Here is a 15278-nt window from a genome sequence, read left to right on the forward strand (position 1 = left end):
AACGCCGCTTCGTAATCGTTCCGTCGCGGAAGTCGCTGGGGGGGTTCCGGTTCCGGACTTGCTCAGAAAGACGAAAGACCTGATCCAGCGCCGGAGTAACACGATCGCAAGATCCTCGACATTGCGGAACAGATCGCCCTGGTCGCTACCCGACTGCCGCGTAAAGGGCACCGGCACAGCGTCCCAACTATCTTAGGCGCTGACCATGTCGGTTCTGGGCGATAGAACGATGTCGCGCAGGCGCTGGATAACCCCCAGGGTCGATCGCGCGAGGTCGACCGTGACAAAATGCAAGTCATGCCCCTGAATGCGTACCGACTCGTTGAGATTGGTATCAATCGAGGGATGGATGAACATTCCTGAGGCGGTCAGCGAGAGCGCATTGTCCAGCCGTTCTTGGCTGCGGAGATATGCGCATGCAGGACACGGGCTGCCCGCGGTTATCGAACGGCAGATTGTGCTTGCGCACGAACGGCCTGCGCCGAAAGGCGAGTGGGTCGGGATGCGTTTTGACATGGAGGACGGCACAACCATCAGCGTGTCGATCCCGTACACCCTGTGGCAGGCGTTCGGCAACGAATACGTGCTCGCCATGATGTCGGCCGGCGAGATCATCCAGGCGGCATACGGCGAAGCGGGGAAAGCATGATGCCCGTCCTCGCCCTCATTTGCCTCTTGCGCCGTCGTCGGCGCGCTGCTGCTGCACTGAAAAGGAAAGCTCGCCGGGCCGAAGACCCCAAGCCCATGCCCCGGCGAGCTTAACCTGATCCCCCGATCAGGACCGGGTGGAGGAGCACCGGCATTCTGTTCAATGCAAAACCGGGGCCGGCTTTTTCGTCCCGAAACGAGACACATCTGAGGGCGAGTGTTGCCGCAGAGTTACAGCGCAGCAAGCAGGTTTAGCTCTACAAACGCTGTTGCGTAGGGTTTCCTGGAGCGGCGGATTGTCTGGGGACTAGGGGGCGCAGGTATGAGGGAGATGGCCCGCTGACTTCGGTCAGCGGGTTTTTCTTTTACGTCGGCTTATCGACGAGCGGCCTTTTGCGCTTCGGCGGCACGTAGGCGGTCATCAACCTAACCGTCGCGGCATCCACCGTGACCGGCACGCCGAGGTTGACCGTCACCTTGCCCTCGTCAACGCGGACGACATCGCCTATCAGCTCGATCGGCTGGCCGCGCGTTACCTTCGATGTTCGATCCAAGATGGAATGCGGCTGGTTATAGGAAGAGATTGAGACGCTTACCCGATCCTCAGTCACTCGCCTGCGCACAGTCGCGGTGATGGCAACCTCATCGCCAACGTTAATGCTACCCTTCGCCATTCAAGGATTCTGGCGCGGCGGCCGGCTTCGTCAAGCGCTGGCTAATATACTCTGGCCAGGGAGGTAGGAAGTGACCGGCGCCCTTCCGTTGGGGGAAATTGCCTGATTAGGCGCCGGCCCGGCGGCCCGCCTCCAGGACCGCCGCATATTCAGCATGGCTAAGATACCTCTTTTGGACATGGTGTGATCGCGTAAGGGCTTGGCAGGCAGCGCGAGATAAGGAATATAATCCTTTCGTTGCGGCGACGACTTCAAAAAACCGGAGATCGCCAAATGGCCAGAAGCAGACCATCCAAACAGCTTTCCGAGGCTGAAATCGAGCGCTTCCTTGTAGCGGCCGAGGCGCTGCACTTGAGCATCGTGAAGCCGTTCATTTCGCCGCAATGTGAGCATTACCCTTCAACGCGGACCCTGCATGAGGCGCTGTTGAACGCCGTGCGGGAAGTGACAGGGAAGGAAGTCGAGTTCATCCAATGGAACACCACCGGGTCGGTGCGCCATGCTGCGGAGGAGTGAACGCTGCTGGCGAGAGCGTGGCGGCCCGGCTGCCAGGTGGGTGTTTGGGTTGGGGTGACCAGCAGCCAAGCCATGCCGGAGGCCCTCCCGGCAGACAGATCATGGCCCTACGTTAGCAGGAACGCAAATCACCACACTGCGAGCATTACCGCTGCGATCACTGTGACCCCTTGGACTGGTAGCAATACACTTGCGCCTTATTAGCGAACTCAGAAATTGTGCGCTGCTTGTTCTCTTCGATTTCGAACAGGGGTGTGTCGTAGGCGTCGATCACCAACTGTTGCGCCTGCCGCTTTGCAGCCCCGTCGGCTTTCTTCTCGAGAATCGACATCAGGACCGACATATCGATGCCACTTTGACGCTGTTTCATGATTGTGTAAGCGAGATGCCCATAGGCCGAGCAATCTTCTAAGTTGCCTGCTCTTGTCGGCGTGACCATCGCCAATGTGCCCATAAGCACCCTTAAGCCAGCTACCATCTGCACAGTATTGCTCCCCCGCAATATTGTCCCGGCCTTTACCGTGCCGCAACCGGAGCATGCGCGCAAGCCGGACGATTTCGGGTAGTGGGTCAGTTTGAAATTAACAGGCTAGAGCTTTTAGGATAGCGGCCTGGATGAGAGTCGAAACGTGACCTTCGCTTGTCAGTTTTGACGGAACGTAAGACAACACACGATCGACCAGCGCAGGTATGCTGTCAAAGTCCATGCATAGCTTTGGCCCGTTGCTCATATTTTCAGAAATGGTAACGGCGGCATCCACGTGGCCGAGAACGTAAGCAGTGCAAACGGCCCTGTCATGTTCATCAGTTGCCCGGTTTCGACAGAAATCCCAAAAGGTTTCATACGTGATTATGTTGACCGCAGGTCGAGCCTGACCGCTTGTCGTGACAAGTGCGGACAGACACAGAACCGATAAAATTCTTCTCATTGTCGCTCCCCCAGTCTCGGTAAGCCAGAGTAGGCAATCGCGGTGCTTCCTATAGGGTCCGCGCACCATTGGCTTCTCGGCTTCCTTCGCCTCGATTGGTGCCACGATGTCGCCGATCTCCCAAAGCTTGTCAGTCACGCCAGCGGCCATCGCCGGGGTCACGCGCAACGTGGCATGGATGCGCACAAAATTGTAGTACATGAAATGCAGCGCCACGGCGTTGGCGTGAGCCTCGACCTTGGAAAAGCCATTAGTCAGAGGGGTGAGGCGGCGCATATGCATCCGCATGGTAAGGTTTTGGCGTTCAGCAAATGACGTGCTGACGTGCCTGGGATCGGGATTGCCTTCAATGTCATCAGCAGCGAGGCGATGGCGCAGGCGTTAGCCGACCAGGTGCTTATGCTTCTCGAACAGGGCCAACTTGTCGGGGTAGCCGAGCCGAAGTTCACCCCCGCAGTTCTCGCATGTGAAGTTGGAAATCACTTTGAACCATGAGCCTTTCCGGATGGTGGGATGCCCGCACTTCGGGCACTCAAATCTAAGCGAAACGTCGCGTAGCTCGTCAGGTATGGGCACCGTCACTCCGTCATCTTGGATGCCCGATATCGCAGGACGTGGCGGGCATCCATTGAACTGACGATGAAGGGACTGTTCTCGCCAGTTGGCAGTGAAATGAAACGGCAAGCGAATGGTTTCGGCGGCTGGACTTATGCGCGAGCGACATGGGCCTTAAGTCGCACGGCCTAGCATTAGGAACGCGCATCCGCTGCGATACGAAAGTCCAGAGTAGTGGGGCTCATTTACTTCCGCAGCCTCACGCCAGCGCCGCCGCCGATCATCTCGCCATCGCCGAGGACTATTGTAACCATTTCGGTGACGCCGCCTGCCACATGGAACCAGTTCGGTTACGCCAAAGTATTTTTCAACCATATTGGTAACTAAATAATCAATTTGGATCAATTTACATTGGTAATGATTGCGAGCTATATTCAATCTGTTCAAATAGATGGAGTAAAGCAAATGCCGAACAAACTAAGCCTTTCCAAAATCCCCCGCGATCCGATCGTTGCGGAAGGTGAGGGAGAAGGGCGCATGCGTGACCAGGACAAGATTGCCATCTTCGATGCAATGGACCGGCTGAGTTCAGTCGAGGATGGCAGCGATCGCGACGAGGCGGTTCGAATCGCGTGGGCGCAGATGGTCGCCAGCGTCCTATTCATCGAGGCGCGTGTCGGCAAAGCGAGAGCCGATGCGGTCGTGGCGGAGCTGTGGCGAGCACAACTCGGCGAACGTATGGTGCATATCTACCCCTACAGGGAGGAGCAAACAGCATGGCCGGGTCCATCGGCCCGAAAAACCGTCAAGGCCCGTTGAACCCCAATCGGAGCCTATTACGGCTACCTGATTACGAGATGGCTCGGCGGCTTCGGCTTCCGGGCTTTCAGTTTGGCACAGGCGGTATCTTGATCCCGTCCCGCAGCGCTTGCATCACCGACCCTAGAAATGAGATGTTTCGACTGATAGCGAGGTGCTGCCGATAGAGCTGGGTGATTGCGGCCTTCAGAAGCTCTGGGTCAGAGAAGATTGCTGCTTGCTGGTGAATCATCATCTCGCATGATGCTTGGCACATTTCTGCAGCCTGATCGAGATCGGCGAGCGCTTTGTCTAGCATATCCATTTTCGCCCCTTTCGCACCACGTCCATGTCGCATGGACTTGCCGATAGTCGCAGGAAACGACACGGAATCAACAGAGCACCGTTCGCAATCGTCCGCAGACGTGTATTCGGTGCTTATTCGGCTAGTTCAGGGGAAGAGGTGCTAAGTGCTTGAAATTTCTGGTACGCCCAAGGGGAATCGAACCCCTGTTACCGCCGTGAAAGGGCGGTGTCCTGACCGCTAGACGATGGGCGCGCTCAGATGAAAGCGGCTTATACTGACGTTGCACGCAACCGGCAACCCGTCTGTGGCCGCTCGCGACAACTTTTTTCCGACCTGTCGAAGCGATCGATTTGCGCGGCCTTGACACCAGTTTCCGGCCGCTGCCCAACAAGACGACCGCGTTGATTTGCGAACTCTTTCAGACGATTGCGAGCCACTTCGACATTGGATCGCCCTGCAACACCAGATTCTGCTTGGTGTCCGGCTGGCCCACTCCGAAATCAGCCCTCGTCACCGCCGCTGCGCCTCCGGCAGCGCCAGTTCCAGTCGCGCTCGGGACCGACATCGACGTGAACCGATTCGGTGTGGCAGTAGGTGCCGACGCCGCCACGGCCCGGCATCGTCCTGATATAGCTCGCCAACTCCCATTTGGACACGCCGGGCACCTGGATGTCGGCGGCGGCGCAATACATGTGCAGCGAGTTCTTGGCGCCGTTGGCGCGACGGTTGCGGGCAGGGTCGCGATAGCCCGAGGTGACGACCATCTTGCGGCCGTAATGGCCTTCGATCGTCTTCAGTACCCGCACCAGAGACGGCTTCAGGCAGGCCACATCGACGTTTTCGTTCTGCCTCAGCAGCCCGTTGGGCGCCAGGCGCGCCATGCCGGCGGCGGACGCAACCTGATAGGAGCCGCCTTCGTCCTCGTTGAGGTCGACGTCGCTTTCATCGTCGAGGCCGGATTTGCGCTTGATCTCGAACAGGGCCGTCTGGCGCACGCCAGGCAGGGCGTCGCTCCCCGTGATGTGACCGGCTTCATCACCGGTCGAAGCCAACTGTATCGGCTTTGCCGTGGAATCGGCCGAGGCCAAAGTGATGATCGGCTTTGCCGCCGCCGGCGCTGGTTTGGCCTGCGCGGCCGGCTGTTCGCCCGATCGCGTGTTGACCAGCGGAGCAGGCGTCGCCGAGGCAGGCGTGGCGCCAAACATCGAGGCCAGGAAGCCTCTTTTCTTCGGCGGCTCGGCCTGCGGCATTTCACCCGCGGTCAAATAAACCGGATTGTTCATCACCGGCGCCGCGGCGGCCTTTGCCGCCGTCACGGCGGCATCGGCGGCGGCGATCTTCTGCGCGACCGCGTCGGTCTGCTGCGCCGTCTGCGCCGGCTGCTGCAAGGCCTGTGGCGTTTGTCCCGCGATCGTTTGAGCGCCGGCCGGCGTTATCAGCGGAAAGGCGGCTTCGGGCTTGGTCATCGGCACGTAGGCGACCGTTTCGGGCAGCGCCGTGTCACCTTCGCTCATCACGGTCGTTTGCGTGGCCGTCATCTGCGATGACGAATCGGCGGTGGCGACCGGCTTACCGGTGGTTGCCGCGTGGATGTCCGAAGAGGAGGTATTGTAGCCAGGCATCACGACCGACATTGTCGGGTCGCCGGCCGATGTGCAGGAGGCCAGGAGCACGGAGCAGAGCGCTGCCACGACGGCGCGGCGTTCTCCCTTTGCGAGGCTCCATCCTGCTGATTTCAAAGTCAATTCCCCCTCGATGTCCGGTCGGTTTGTCCTTGGCGCAACGCCTGGGCATCGGCGTCAAGGCAACCTTTGTCTCCGATCCGGAAACGAGACCTGTGTCAAATCAGCAAGCCTGGAAGTATTTTTGCAGTAATCGCCTAATTACGGCCGCTTGATGGTTGACGACCATTTCGCCCGCTTTTGACGGTCCGTCAACTCACCACACATTACAGTCCGTTACACACGCACCTTGACATAGGTGCCGGGAGCATCGCCCAAGGTTTTCATATGCTTGCCGGGTTTGCGGGCAGGCACGCGGGTGTTGTCCTTGGCCTCTATCCAGCTCTGCCAATGCGGCCACCAGGATCCGGGATGCTCGGTTGCGTTGGCTATCCATTGGGCGAAGTCACCAGTCGGCGCACCGCCGGTCCAGTACTGGTATTTGTTGGATGCGGGCGGATTGACGACGCCGGCGATATGGCCCGATCCCGCCATCACATATTCGACCTCGCCGCCGAAAAATTTCGAGCCGAGGAAGACGGACAGCGCCGGCGCGATGTGATCTTCCCTGGAGGCGAGGTTGTAGATCGGAATGGTGACATCGCCGAGCGAGACCGTGTGCCCCGCCAGTTCCATCGTGCCGCGCGACAGGTTGTTCTCGAGATAGCAATTGCGCAGATAGAAGGAGTGGTTGGCCGCCGCCATGCGGGTCGAATCGGCGTTCCAGTAGAGCAGGTCGAAGGGCAGGGGTTCCTTGCCGCGCATGTAGTTGTTGACGACATAGGGCCAGATCAGGTCGCCGGACCGCAGCATGTTGAAGGCGGTCGCCATCTTGGTGCCGTCGAGATAGCCCTTTTCATTCATCGATTTTTCCACCGCCGCGACCTGTTCCTCGTCAACGAACACTTTCAGGTCGCCGGCATGTGTGAAGTCGACTTGCGTGGTGAAAAAGGTCGCCGACTTGATGCGGTCGTCGCCTTCCTTGGCCATCAGCGCCAATGCCGCTGCCAGCAGCGTGCCGCCGACGCAGTAGCCGATCGCGTTGACGTCCCGTTCGCCTATGGCTTTCTCGATCGTGTCGAGGCCGTATTGCAATCCTTCCCTGATGTAGGCTTCCCAGTTCTTGGCACCGTGACGCTCGTCCGGATTGATCCAGGAAATGACGAAGACGGTATGGCCCTGCTCGATTGCCCAGCGGATGAAGGATTTCTGCGCGTTGAGGTCGAGTATGTAGAACTTGTTGATCCACGGCGGGCAGATCAGCAGCGGGCGTTTCAGCACCGTCTCGGTTGCCGCCTCATACTGGATGATCTCCGCGACATCGCTGCGGCCGACGACCTTGCCGGGCGTGGTGGCGATGTTCTTGCCGATCTCGAAGGGAGAATAATCGGCCTGGCGCAGCTTCAGGTCGCCCTTGCCAGCGGCGATGTCCTCGGCCAGCATCTTCATGCCGCGCACCAGGTTCTCGCCGTTGGAGGCCACGGTTTCGCGAAACAGTTCCGGGTTGGTCAGAATGAAATTCGACGGCGAGATGGCGTTGGACACCTGCTTGACGTAGAAGCTCGCCTTATGGCGGGTGTGCTCGTCCAGACCTTCGGCGTGCTCGACCAATTCGGACGCCCAGCGCGAGGTGACGAGATAGGCCTGCTTGAGGAAATCGAAGAAGGCGTTGCGGCCCCATTCCGGATCCTGGAACCGCTTGTCGCCGCGCTCCGGCTTGACGGCATCGTCGGGACCTTCGGCGTTGGGGTTGACGCGCTGGATGGCGTTCGCCCATACGGTCATATAGCCGGCGAACAGCCGCGTCTGCGCTTCGAGCGCGCGCTGCGGGTCGGCAAGCCAGTATTCGCTGAGCTTCGAGAACGTCTTGACCATGTCGACAACCGGTTCGGCGACGTGATCGCGCACTTCGCCGCGTTCGCGCGGCTCGGCCCAGGCGGACGCCGCCTTGCCGGCCTGCTCGACCATCCGCGCCATATTCAACGCGAAGCGCTCCGGATCCTTCACCAGATATTGCTCGACGGTCGAAGGCTCGTCATCTTCCGCTTGGCCCGAATCGGGTGTCTTGGACATGGTTCGCGGGGTTCCTCCCGAAGCGTTTTCTTGACATATTAACATGGGACATCCGGCAGGGTCCAATCTCGCTCTACCCCGGCTGCCAAGGAAACAATATGACGATTAATATTGGCGAGACTGTTTTTTTTGGTGCCGCACGCTTTTGCCGCATCGGCACGGCGGTGATCCTGCTGGGGGTTGCTGGGTGTTCGAGCACGAATACCAGCGGTCCGGTGCCGATGGCCGAGGATGCGGGCCCGAAGGATACCGGCACCTTTCCGAATCTGAACATCCCACCGAAAGTGGCGAACAAACAGTTCACCGAAGCCGAGAGGAATGCGAAACTCGCCGAACTGAAGGCCGACGAGAATGCACAAGCGCCCAAAGGGGGCGCCCCAAAGGTCACCAATCAGGCGACGCTGACGGATCTGGCCAAGCAGCATGGCCCTCAGACGCTGAAGCAGATCGAAGGCAAATGCGACCCCGCCCTCGACCCTACCTGCAAATGAGTATATAGCGCGCGCCCAACGCCCCCGAGTGTCTGGGCTCTTTCGATGTCTGGAACCGCCATGGAAGAATTTCACAAGGTCCGCCGCCTTCCGCCCTATGTTTTCGAGCAGGTCAACCGGCTCAAGGCCAGCGCCCGTTCGCGCGGCGCCGATATCATCGACCTCGGCATGGGCAATCCGGACCTGCCGACGCCCAAGGCCATCGTCGACAAATTGTGCGAAGTGGTGCGCGATCCGCGCACGCATCGCTATTCCTCCTCGCGCGGCATTCCGGGACTGCGCCGGGCCCAAGCGGCCTACTATCAGCGCCGCTTCGGCGTGAAGCTCGACCCCGACACGCAGGTGGTGGCCACGCTTGGCTCGAAGGAAGGCTTCGCCAACATGGCGCAGGCGATCACCGCGCCCGGCGACGTCATCCTGTGCCCCAATCCGACCTATCCGATCCATGCCTTCGGCTTCATCATGTCGGGCGGCGTCATCCGTTCGTTGCAGGTCGAGCCCGATGACGGCTTCATTCCGGCGGTCGAGCGGGGCATCCGCCATTCGATCCCGAAGCCGCTGGCGCTGATCCTCAACTATCCGTCGAACCCGACGGCGCTGGTCGCTTCGCTTGATTTCTACAAGGACGTGGTGGCATTCGCGAAGAAGAACGACATCATCATCCTGTCCGATCTCGCCTATTCGGAGATCTATTTCGACGGCAATCCGCCGCCTTCGGTGCTGCAGGTGCCGGGCGCCATCGATATCTGCGTCGAGTTCACCTCGATGTCGAAGACCTTCTCCATGCCTGGCTGGCGCATGGGCTTTGCCGTCGGCAACGAGCGGCTGATCTCGGCGCTGACCCGGGTGAAGTCCTATCTCGATTACGGTGCCTTCACGCCGATCCAGGTGGCGGCCGCACATGCGCTCAACGGCGACGGCGCCGACATCGCCGAGGTGCGTGAGGTCTACCACAAGCGCCGCGACGTGATGGTCGATGCCTTCGGCCGCGCCGGCTGGACCATTCCGGCCCCGGCTGCCTCGATGTTCGCCTGGGCGCCGATCCCCGAACCTTTCCGTCATCTCGGCTCGCTCGAATTCTCCAAGCTGCTCATCGAGCATGCCGACGTGGCGGTGGCGCCCGGCGTCGGCTTCGGCGAACATGGTGACGACTATGTGCGCGTGGCGCTGGTGGAGAACGAGCACCGGATCCGACAGGCGGCGCGCAATATCAAGCGCTTCCTGTCGACCAGCGTCAAGCAGCCCAACAATGTGGTGCCGCTGTCCGCCCACCGGTAAGCCGTAAACAATTTCGATCTGACCTGAGGGACATCGCCTGCTATGGCTGAAGCACTGCGTGTTGGAATTGCCGGACTTGGCACGGTCGGTGCGTCGGTGGCGCGCGTGCTGCGCGACAAGGCAGCGGAACTGACCCGGCAATGCGGGCGCGACATCACCGTCACCGCGGTGTCGGCGCGCGACCGGAAGCGCGACCGCGGCGTCGATCTCTGTTCGGCGACATGGTTCGACGACCCGGTCAAGATGGCGCAGACCGCCGACGTCGACGTGTTCGTCGAGCTGATCGGCGGCGATGAGGGGCCGGCGCGCTCGTCGGTGAAGGCGGCGCTCGAAGCCGGCCGTCACGTCGTCACCGCCAACAAGGCGCTGCTCGCCAAACATGGGGTGGCGCTTGCCGAAATCGCCGAGAAGAAGGGTGTGCTGCTCAACTATGAGGCGGCGGTGGCAGGCGGCATTCCTGTCATCAAGACGATGCGCGAGGCGATGGCCGGCAATTCGGTCACCCGCGTGTTCGGCATCCTCAACGGCACCTGCAACTATATCCTGACGCGCATGGAGGCCGAAGGCATCTCGTTCGACGCCTGCCTGAAGGACGCACAGCGGCTCGGCTACGCCGAAGCCGATCCGACCTTCGACATCGAGGGCCACGACACCGCGCACAAGCTGTCGATCCTGACCAGCCTTGCCTTCGGCACGAAGATCGCCGCCAACGACATCTACATGGAAGGCATTTCCAACATCACCCAGGCTGATATCCGGGCGGCGGGCGATCTCGGCTACCGGATCAAGCTGCTCGGCGTCGCGCAGCGCACCGAAAGCGGCATCGAGCAGCGCGTCCACCCGACCATGGTGCCGACCGCCTCCGTCATCGCGCAGGTGCATGGCGTCACCAATGCGGTGGCGATCGAGACCGACATCCTCGGCGAACTGTTGCTTTCAGGTCCCGGCGCTGGTGGCAATGCCACCGCCTCGGCCGTCATCGGCGACGTCGCCGACATCGCCAAGAGCCGCCCAGGCTTCCAGCACGGCCCTGTCTTCGGCCGGCCGGCGAAGGAGCTGAAACCCTACAAGAAAGCGCAGATGCGCAGCCATGAGGGCGGCTACTTCATCCGGCTGACCGTCCATGACCGCATCGGTGTGTTTGCCGCAATCGCCAAGCGCATGGCCGACAACGATATTTCTCTGGAATCGATCGTCCAGCATGCGGTCAGCGGCGAGGCGGCGGCGCAGAAGACGGTCATCCTCGTGACCCACGAGACCACCGAGGCCGCCGTTCGCAAGGCCGTCGACGGCATCACCAAGGACGGCCACCTGACCGACAAGCCGCAGGTCATCCGCATCGAGCGGGCAGGGTAGCGCCCGGGCGCCGTCGGGCGGGGCCTCGCCGGTGTCACTTCGCAGATAGCCGTGATCGGCCGGAACGAAACCGCGCCGGCGCCGTTCTCTTGGTCAACAACCAAGGGAGCCGTTTGATGGCCGACACCAACAAGTCCGACAGCCCGAACATCGACGACATCCAGAAGACGCTGGAAAAGCAGATTGCCGAACTGCGCAAGGAGATCACCAAGATCAACGAGAGCATTTCGGCGCGCGGCGCGGAAATGCTGAACGATGCCAGCGAGCAGGCTTCGGACTTCTACGATACGGCCGCGACCCGTGCGTCGCGAACAGCACAGCAGTTGCGCAGCCAGGCCCAGGCGGTTTCAGACGTCGCACGCGAAAACCCGGGCACGACGACCGCTGTTGTCGGCATGATCGGGCTGCTCGGCTTTCTGGCCGGGCTTGCTGTCGGCCAGTCGATGAACGACACGTCGCGCCGCTGGTATTGACCAACACCGAGCCGACGTCGCCGGCTCGGTTCCCGATTTCAGGAATTGATTTCAAGGAGGGGCACCATGGCGTCATCCGTGTTGATCGGCATACTGATCACGTTCCTGGTCATCATTCTGGTCCTCTATTTGGTTCAGCGCCTGCCGCTCGATGCCAGGATGAGACAAATCGTCCAGATTATCGTCATCATCATCGGCATCGTTTCGCTGCTCAGATATCTCGCGGTTTTCTAAGCGGCAATTCGCGTTTCAGGCTGCGCCGATTCCTCGGGAACAGGCCAGCATCGTTTTAAGAATGCGGTTTAATCGATTGATATCGCAGGCCTTTCGATAAAACTCCCGGCAGGTCTTGCCGTTGTCATGCTCGTTTGACAAAACAGGCGCGCCTCCGGCGGGAGGTGGCATGCAAACGAGGATTTCCCCAATGAATGTGGCCCAGAACATCGTCACCGGTCTTGACCGGATTCTCACCATGGAGTTGGTGCGCGTCACCGAACGGGCCGCGGTCGCGGCTGCAAGGCTGCGTGGCCGCGGCGACGAGAAGGCCGCCGACCAGGTCGCCGTCGATGCCATGCGCCAGGAACTCAACCGCCTCGCCATCAAGGGCACTGTAGTAATCGGGGAAGGCGAGCGGGATGAGGCGCCGATGCTGTACATCGGCGAGGAGGTCGGCACCGGCAAAGGCCCGGCGGTTGATATCGCGCTCGATCCGCTCGAAGGCACGACGATCTGCGCCAAGAACCTGCCGAACGCGCTCGCCGTCATCGCCATTGCCGAGAAGGGCAGCCTTCTATTTGCCCCTGACGTCTACATGGACAAGATCGCCATTGGCCCGGGCTATGCGGAAGGCGTCATCGACATCGATGCCTCGCCGGCCGAGAACATCGCCAGCCTGGCCAGGGCCAAGGGCGTCACGGTGTCTGACATCACGGCCTGTATCCTCGACCGGCCGCGCCACGCCAGGCTGATCGACGCCGTGCGCGCCACGGGAGCCGCGATCCGGCTGATCGGCGATGGCGATGTCGCCGGCGTCATCCACACCACCGATCCCGATGAGACCGGCATCGATATCTATCTCGGCACCGGCGGTGCGCCGGAAGGCGTGCTGGCGGCCGCCGCACTGCGCTGCACCGGCGGCCAGATGCAGGGCCGGCTGATCCTCGATACGCCGGAGAAAATCGCACGTGCCGCCAAGATGGGCATTTCGGATCCGAAGCGGGTCTACCGGGCGGAGGACATGGCGCGCGGCGATGTGCTGTTCGCGGCCACCGGCGTCACCGACGGCAACATGCTGGCGGGGGTCAAGTTCGGCCGCACCTACATCACCACCCATACGATCGTGCTGCGCTCGTCATCGCGGACCGTGCGGGAGATCAAGGCCCGGCATCAGGATCTGGATAAGTTCTAGATCCGCTTGCGAAGCCGCATCGCAGTTGTTAGCCATGCAGCTGCTGCCGACGGTGGCGGCAAGATTTAACGATAAGACCGTTCGATCGGCGCGGCCCTGTTTGAGGAGCCTGCGAGTGGTGCGGTCGGCCGACGGTTTCGGTGCGCGGCTGAAAGGCGGAAAGCGTAGTTCTTCTTGAGATCTCCCGCGACGGCGCACCATCCTGAACCGCTTGGCTTCGCCCGCCTTTGGCCTATCCTGCGGCCAATCATGAGTCGGCAAAGCGCATGACGGGCGAAAGGCGCCTTTTCCTCGATGTCAGGCAGTCGGCTACCGGTCTCTCCTGGGAGCACCGGCTGACCGAACGGCAGGACATGATCGCGCTTGCCATCGCGCAGGGTCATGGCGTGCCCGATATCGTCGCGCGCGTCCTGGCCGGGCGTGGCGTGACAGCAGAGCAGACCGAGCGGTTCCTTGATCCGACGATCCGCGACCTGTTGCCCGATCCGGCCTCGCTGACCGACATGGACAGAGCCGCCATCCGCATTGCGGCCGCGGTGATGGCGCGGGAAAAGGTCGCGATCTTCGGCGATTACGATGTCGATGGCGCCGCCTCGTCGGCCTTGCTGAAGCGGTTCCTGACGCATTTCTCCGTCCCGTCGGAGATCTATATTCCGGATCGTATCTTCGAGGGTTACGGGCCCAATTCCGATGCCATGCGCGAACTTGTCTCGCGCGGCGCGACCCTCATCGTTACCGTCGATTGCGGCACCAACAGCGCCGTTTCCGTCGATGCGGCCAACGCAGCTGGCGCCGATGTCGTGGTGCTCGACCACCATCAGGTCGGCGGCGCCTTGCCGGCCGCAATTGCGGTCGTCAATCCGAACCGCGACGACGACCTTTCCGGGCAGGGCCATCTCTGTGCCGCGGGCGTGGTCTTCCTGGCCCTGGTGCAGACGGCAAGGGTGCTGCGCGGCCTGACCGACGCCACCCCGCCGGACCTGCTTTCGCTGCTCGATCTCGTGGCGCTTGCCACCGTCTGCGACGTGGTGCCGCTCACCGGCGTCAACCGCGCTTTCGTCGTCAAGGGACTGCAAGTGGCGCGTCAGCAGAAGAACGAAGGCCTGGCTGCGTTGGCACGGGTGTCGCGGATCGGCGAACCGATCAGCACCTTCCATCTCGCCTATCTGATCGGTCCGCGCATCAACGCCGGCGGGCGCATCGGCGATGCCGCGCTCGGCAGCCGGCTGCTTGCGACCGACGACCCGGTGGAGGCGCGGACCATCGCCGAAACGCTCGACCGGCTCAACCAGGAGCGGCAGCTGATGGAGCAGGAGATGCTGGCCGCGGCGCGCGCCGAGGCCGACGCCGAGCTTGCGGGAGGAAGCGGGCCGGCGATCGTCGTCACCGCCAGCAACAACTGGCATCCCGGCATCGTCGGCCTGCTTGCCTCGCGGCTGAAGGATCATGCGCGCCGGCCAGCCTTCGCCATCGCTTTCAATGCCAACGGCACCGGTACCGGGTCGGGCCGTTCGGTTTCGGGATTCGATCTTGGGAGATTGGTTCGCGAAGCCGCCGACGCCGGGCTGATCGTCAAGGGCGGCGGCCATGGCATGGCGGCCGGCATCACCGTTGAGCGTGTCAGGCTTGGCGAACTCAGGGCTTTTTTCGAGGAACGGGCGGCAGCCAACGTGTTTCGGCTGCAGGGCGAGGAAAGCCTTGCGATCGACGGCGCGCTTGCGGCGGAAGGTGCGACGCTCAGCCTGCTCGAAGCGCTGGAAAGTGCGGGGCCTTTCGGCGCCGGGCATGTCGCGCCGGTTTTCGCGCTGCCGCGCCATCGACTGGCCGATGCCAGGCCGGTCGGCACCAACCATATCCGCGCGGAGCTGCAGTCGGAAAGTGGCGGACGCCTCCAGGCGATCGCCTTTCGCGCCGTCGATACAGCACTTGGCGAATTCCTGTTCAAGAACCGAGGCAAGACAATCCACGTCGCCGGATCGCTGTCGGGCAATTACTGGAACGGCAGCCGCACGGTGCAATTTCGCATTGTCGACGCGGCGCGGGCGTAACCC

Annotated in this window: 15 protein-coding genes, 1 tRNA gene and 1 pseudogene; 10 read left to right on the forward strand and 7 right to left on the reverse strand. The window is 61.6% G+C overall.

Translation table 11 applies throughout. From position 1 onward, the window contains the following. The first annotated feature begins 349 nt into the window (after nucleotides 1-349). Complete coding sequence (locus FJW03_RS07470; protein WP_140761958.1) at nucleotides 350-649, forward strand: hypothetical protein; 300 nt, start codon at nucleotides 350-352, stop codon at nucleotides 647-649. A 364-nt stretch (nucleotides 650-1013) separates the two neighbouring features. Here the strand turns inward: FJW03_RS07470 and FJW03_RS30205 are convergent, their stop codons facing one another. Then, nucleotides 1014-1202, reverse strand: coding sequence for a hypothetical protein (locus FJW03_RS30205; protein WP_319022908.1), 189 nt, complete (start codon nucleotides 1200-1202; stop codon nucleotides 1014-1016). A gap of 393 nt (nucleotides 1203-1595) precedes the next feature. Between FJW03_RS30205 and FJW03_RS07480 the strand changes: the two genes are divergently transcribed. Continuing rightward, the gene (locus tag FJW03_RS07480) at nucleotides 1596-1838 is read left to right on the forward strand and encodes a hypothetical protein (protein WP_140761952.1); all 243 of its coding nucleotides are present in this window, start codon (nucleotides 1596-1598) and stop codon (nucleotides 1836-1838) included. 157 nt (nucleotides 1839-1995) lie between these two features. On the opposite strand, the gene FJW03_RS07485 is transcribed toward FJW03_RS07480, so the two are convergent. Further along, on the reverse strand, nucleotides 1996-2322 hold the full coding sequence (locus tag FJW03_RS07485) for a hypothetical protein (RefSeq protein WP_140761949.1): 327 nt from the start codon (nucleotides 2320-2322) through the stop codon (nucleotides 1996-1998). 526 nt (nucleotides 2323-2848) lie between these two features. Beyond that, a pseudogene (locus FJW03_RS07490) lies at nucleotides 2849-3112 on the reverse strand (IS1 family transposase); the annotation flags it as partial. Nucleotides 3113-3787: 675 nt separating this feature from the next. On the opposite strand from FJW03_RS07490, the gene FJW03_RS07495 reads away from it, so the two are divergent. Next, on the forward strand, nucleotides 3788-4141 hold the full coding sequence (locus FJW03_RS07495) for a hypothetical protein (RefSeq protein WP_140761946.1): 354 nt from the start codon (nucleotides 3788-3790) through the stop codon (nucleotides 4139-4141). Between the two features lie 67 nt (nucleotides 4142-4208). Here the strand turns inward: FJW03_RS07495 and FJW03_RS07500 are convergent, their stop codons facing one another. The 4 genes from FJW03_RS07500 to phaC form a co-directional block, all read right to left on the reverse strand. After that, complete coding sequence (locus FJW03_RS07500; RefSeq protein WP_140761943.1) at nucleotides 4209-4445, reverse strand: hypothetical protein; 237 nt, start codon at nucleotides 4443-4445, stop codon at nucleotides 4209-4211. A 159-nt stretch (nucleotides 4446-4604) separates the two neighbouring features. Next, nucleotides 4605-4679, reverse strand: a tRNA-Glu gene (locus tag FJW03_RS07505). Between the two features lie 248 nt (nucleotides 4680-4927). Then, complete coding sequence (locus FJW03_RS07510; protein WP_140761940.1) at nucleotides 4928-6172, reverse strand: YcbK family protein; 1245 nt, start codon at nucleotides 6170-6172, stop codon at nucleotides 4928-4930. Between the two features lie 213 nt (nucleotides 6173-6385). After that, the gene (phaC, locus tag FJW03_RS07515; protein ID WP_140761937.1) at nucleotides 6386-8221 is read right to left on the reverse strand and encodes a class I poly(R)-hydroxyalkanoic acid synthase; all 1836 of its coding nucleotides are present in this window, start codon (nucleotides 8219-8221) and stop codon (nucleotides 6386-6388) included. On the opposite strand from phaC, the gene FJW03_RS07520 reads away from it, so the two are divergent. The 7 genes from FJW03_RS07520 to recJ all read left to right on the forward strand — a co-directional run bounded on the left by FJW03_RS07520 (nucleotide 8209) and on the right by recJ (nucleotide 15275). Next, on the forward strand, nucleotides 8209-8712 hold the full coding sequence (locus tag FJW03_RS07520; RefSeq protein WP_226890612.1) for a hypothetical protein: 504 nt from the start codon (nucleotides 8209-8211) through the stop codon (nucleotides 8710-8712). The two genes, phaC and FJW03_RS07520, sit on opposite strands and share 13 nt — an antisense overlap. A 60-nt stretch (nucleotides 8713-8772) precedes the next feature. Then, complete coding sequence (locus FJW03_RS07525) at nucleotides 8773-9990, forward strand: LL-diaminopimelate aminotransferase (protein WP_140761934.1); 1218 nt, start codon at nucleotides 8773-8775, stop codon at nucleotides 9988-9990. A gap of 42 nt (nucleotides 9991-10032) precedes the next feature. Next, on the forward strand, nucleotides 10033-11346 hold the full coding sequence (locus FJW03_RS07530) for a homoserine dehydrogenase (protein WP_140761931.1): 1314 nt from the start codon (nucleotides 10033-10035) through the stop codon (nucleotides 11344-11346). 116 nt (nucleotides 11347-11462) lie between these two features. After that, nucleotides 11463-11819 (forward strand): hypothetical protein, encoded by a 357-nt coding sequence (locus FJW03_RS07535; protein ID WP_140610154.1) that lies wholly within the window; start codon nucleotides 11463-11465, stop codon nucleotides 11817-11819. A gap of 66 nt (nucleotides 11820-11885) precedes the next feature. Then, nucleotides 11886-12053 (forward strand): Thivi_2564 family membrane protein, encoded by a 168-nt coding sequence (locus FJW03_RS07540; RefSeq protein WP_140610153.1) that lies wholly within the window; start codon nucleotides 11886-11888, stop codon nucleotides 12051-12053. Nucleotides 12054-12243: 190 nt separating this feature from the next. Further along, on the forward strand, nucleotides 12244-13227 hold the full coding sequence (glpX, locus tag FJW03_RS07545) for a class II fructose-bisphosphatase (RefSeq protein WP_140761928.1): 984 nt from the start codon (nucleotides 12244-12246) through the stop codon (nucleotides 13225-13227). 266 nt (nucleotides 13228-13493) lie between these two features. Continuing rightward, a complete protein-coding gene (gene recJ / locus FJW03_RS07550; protein ID WP_140761925.1) occupies nucleotides 13494-15275 on the forward strand; it encodes a single-stranded-DNA-specific exonuclease RecJ in 1782 nt (593 codons plus the stop codon). The last annotated feature ends 3 nt before the right edge of the window (nucleotides 15276-15278 follow it).

This window comes from Mesorhizobium sp. B4-1-4, assembly GCF_006439395.2.
In the GTDB taxonomy this organism is placed as follows: domain Bacteria; phylum Pseudomonadota; class Alphaproteobacteria; order Rhizobiales; family Rhizobiaceae; genus Mesorhizobium.

Bases quoted from the DNA above. Each gene is read 5' to 3' on its own strand.
- phaC (WP_140761937.1), bottom strand. From the start codon at position 8,221: ATGTCCAAGACACCCGATTCGGGCCAAGCGGAAGATGACGAGCCTTCG.
- glpX (WP_140761928.1), top strand. From the start codon at position 12,244: ATGAATGTGGCCCAGAACATCGTCACCGGTCTTGACCGGATTCTCACC.
- FJW03_RS07495 (WP_140761946.1), top strand. From the start codon at position 3,788: ATGCCGAACAAACTAAGCCTTTCCAAAATCCCCCGCGATCCGATCGTT.
- recJ (WP_140761925.1), top strand. From the start codon at position 13,494: ATGACGGGCGAAAGGCGCCTTTTCCTCGATGTCAGGCAGTCGGCTACC.
- FJW03_RS07500 (WP_140761943.1), bottom strand. From the start codon at position 4,445: ATGGATATGCTAGACAAAGCGCTCGCCGATCTCGATCAGGCTGCAGAA.
- FJW03_RS07530 (WP_140761931.1), top strand. From the start codon at position 10,033: ATGGCTGAAGCACTGCGTGTTGGAATTGCCGGACTTGGCACGGTCGGT.
- FJW03_RS07535 (WP_140610154.1), top strand. From the start codon at position 11,463: ATGGCCGACACCAACAAGTCCGACAGCCCGAACATCGACGACATCCAG.
- FJW03_RS07480 (WP_140761952.1), top strand. From the start codon at position 1,596: ATGGCCAGAAGCAGACCATCCAAACAGCTTTCCGAGGCTGAAATCGAG.
- FJW03_RS07525 (WP_140761934.1), top strand. From the start codon at position 8,773: ATGGAAGAATTTCACAAGGTCCGCCGCCTTCCGCCCTATGTTTTCGAG.
- FJW03_RS07540 (WP_140610153.1), top strand. From the start codon at position 11,886: ATGGCGTCATCCGTGTTGATCGGCATACTGATCACGTTCCTGGTCATC.
- FJW03_RS07470 (WP_140761958.1), top strand. From the start codon at position 350: ATGAACATTCCTGAGGCGGTCAGCGAGAGCGCATTGTCCAGCCGTTCT.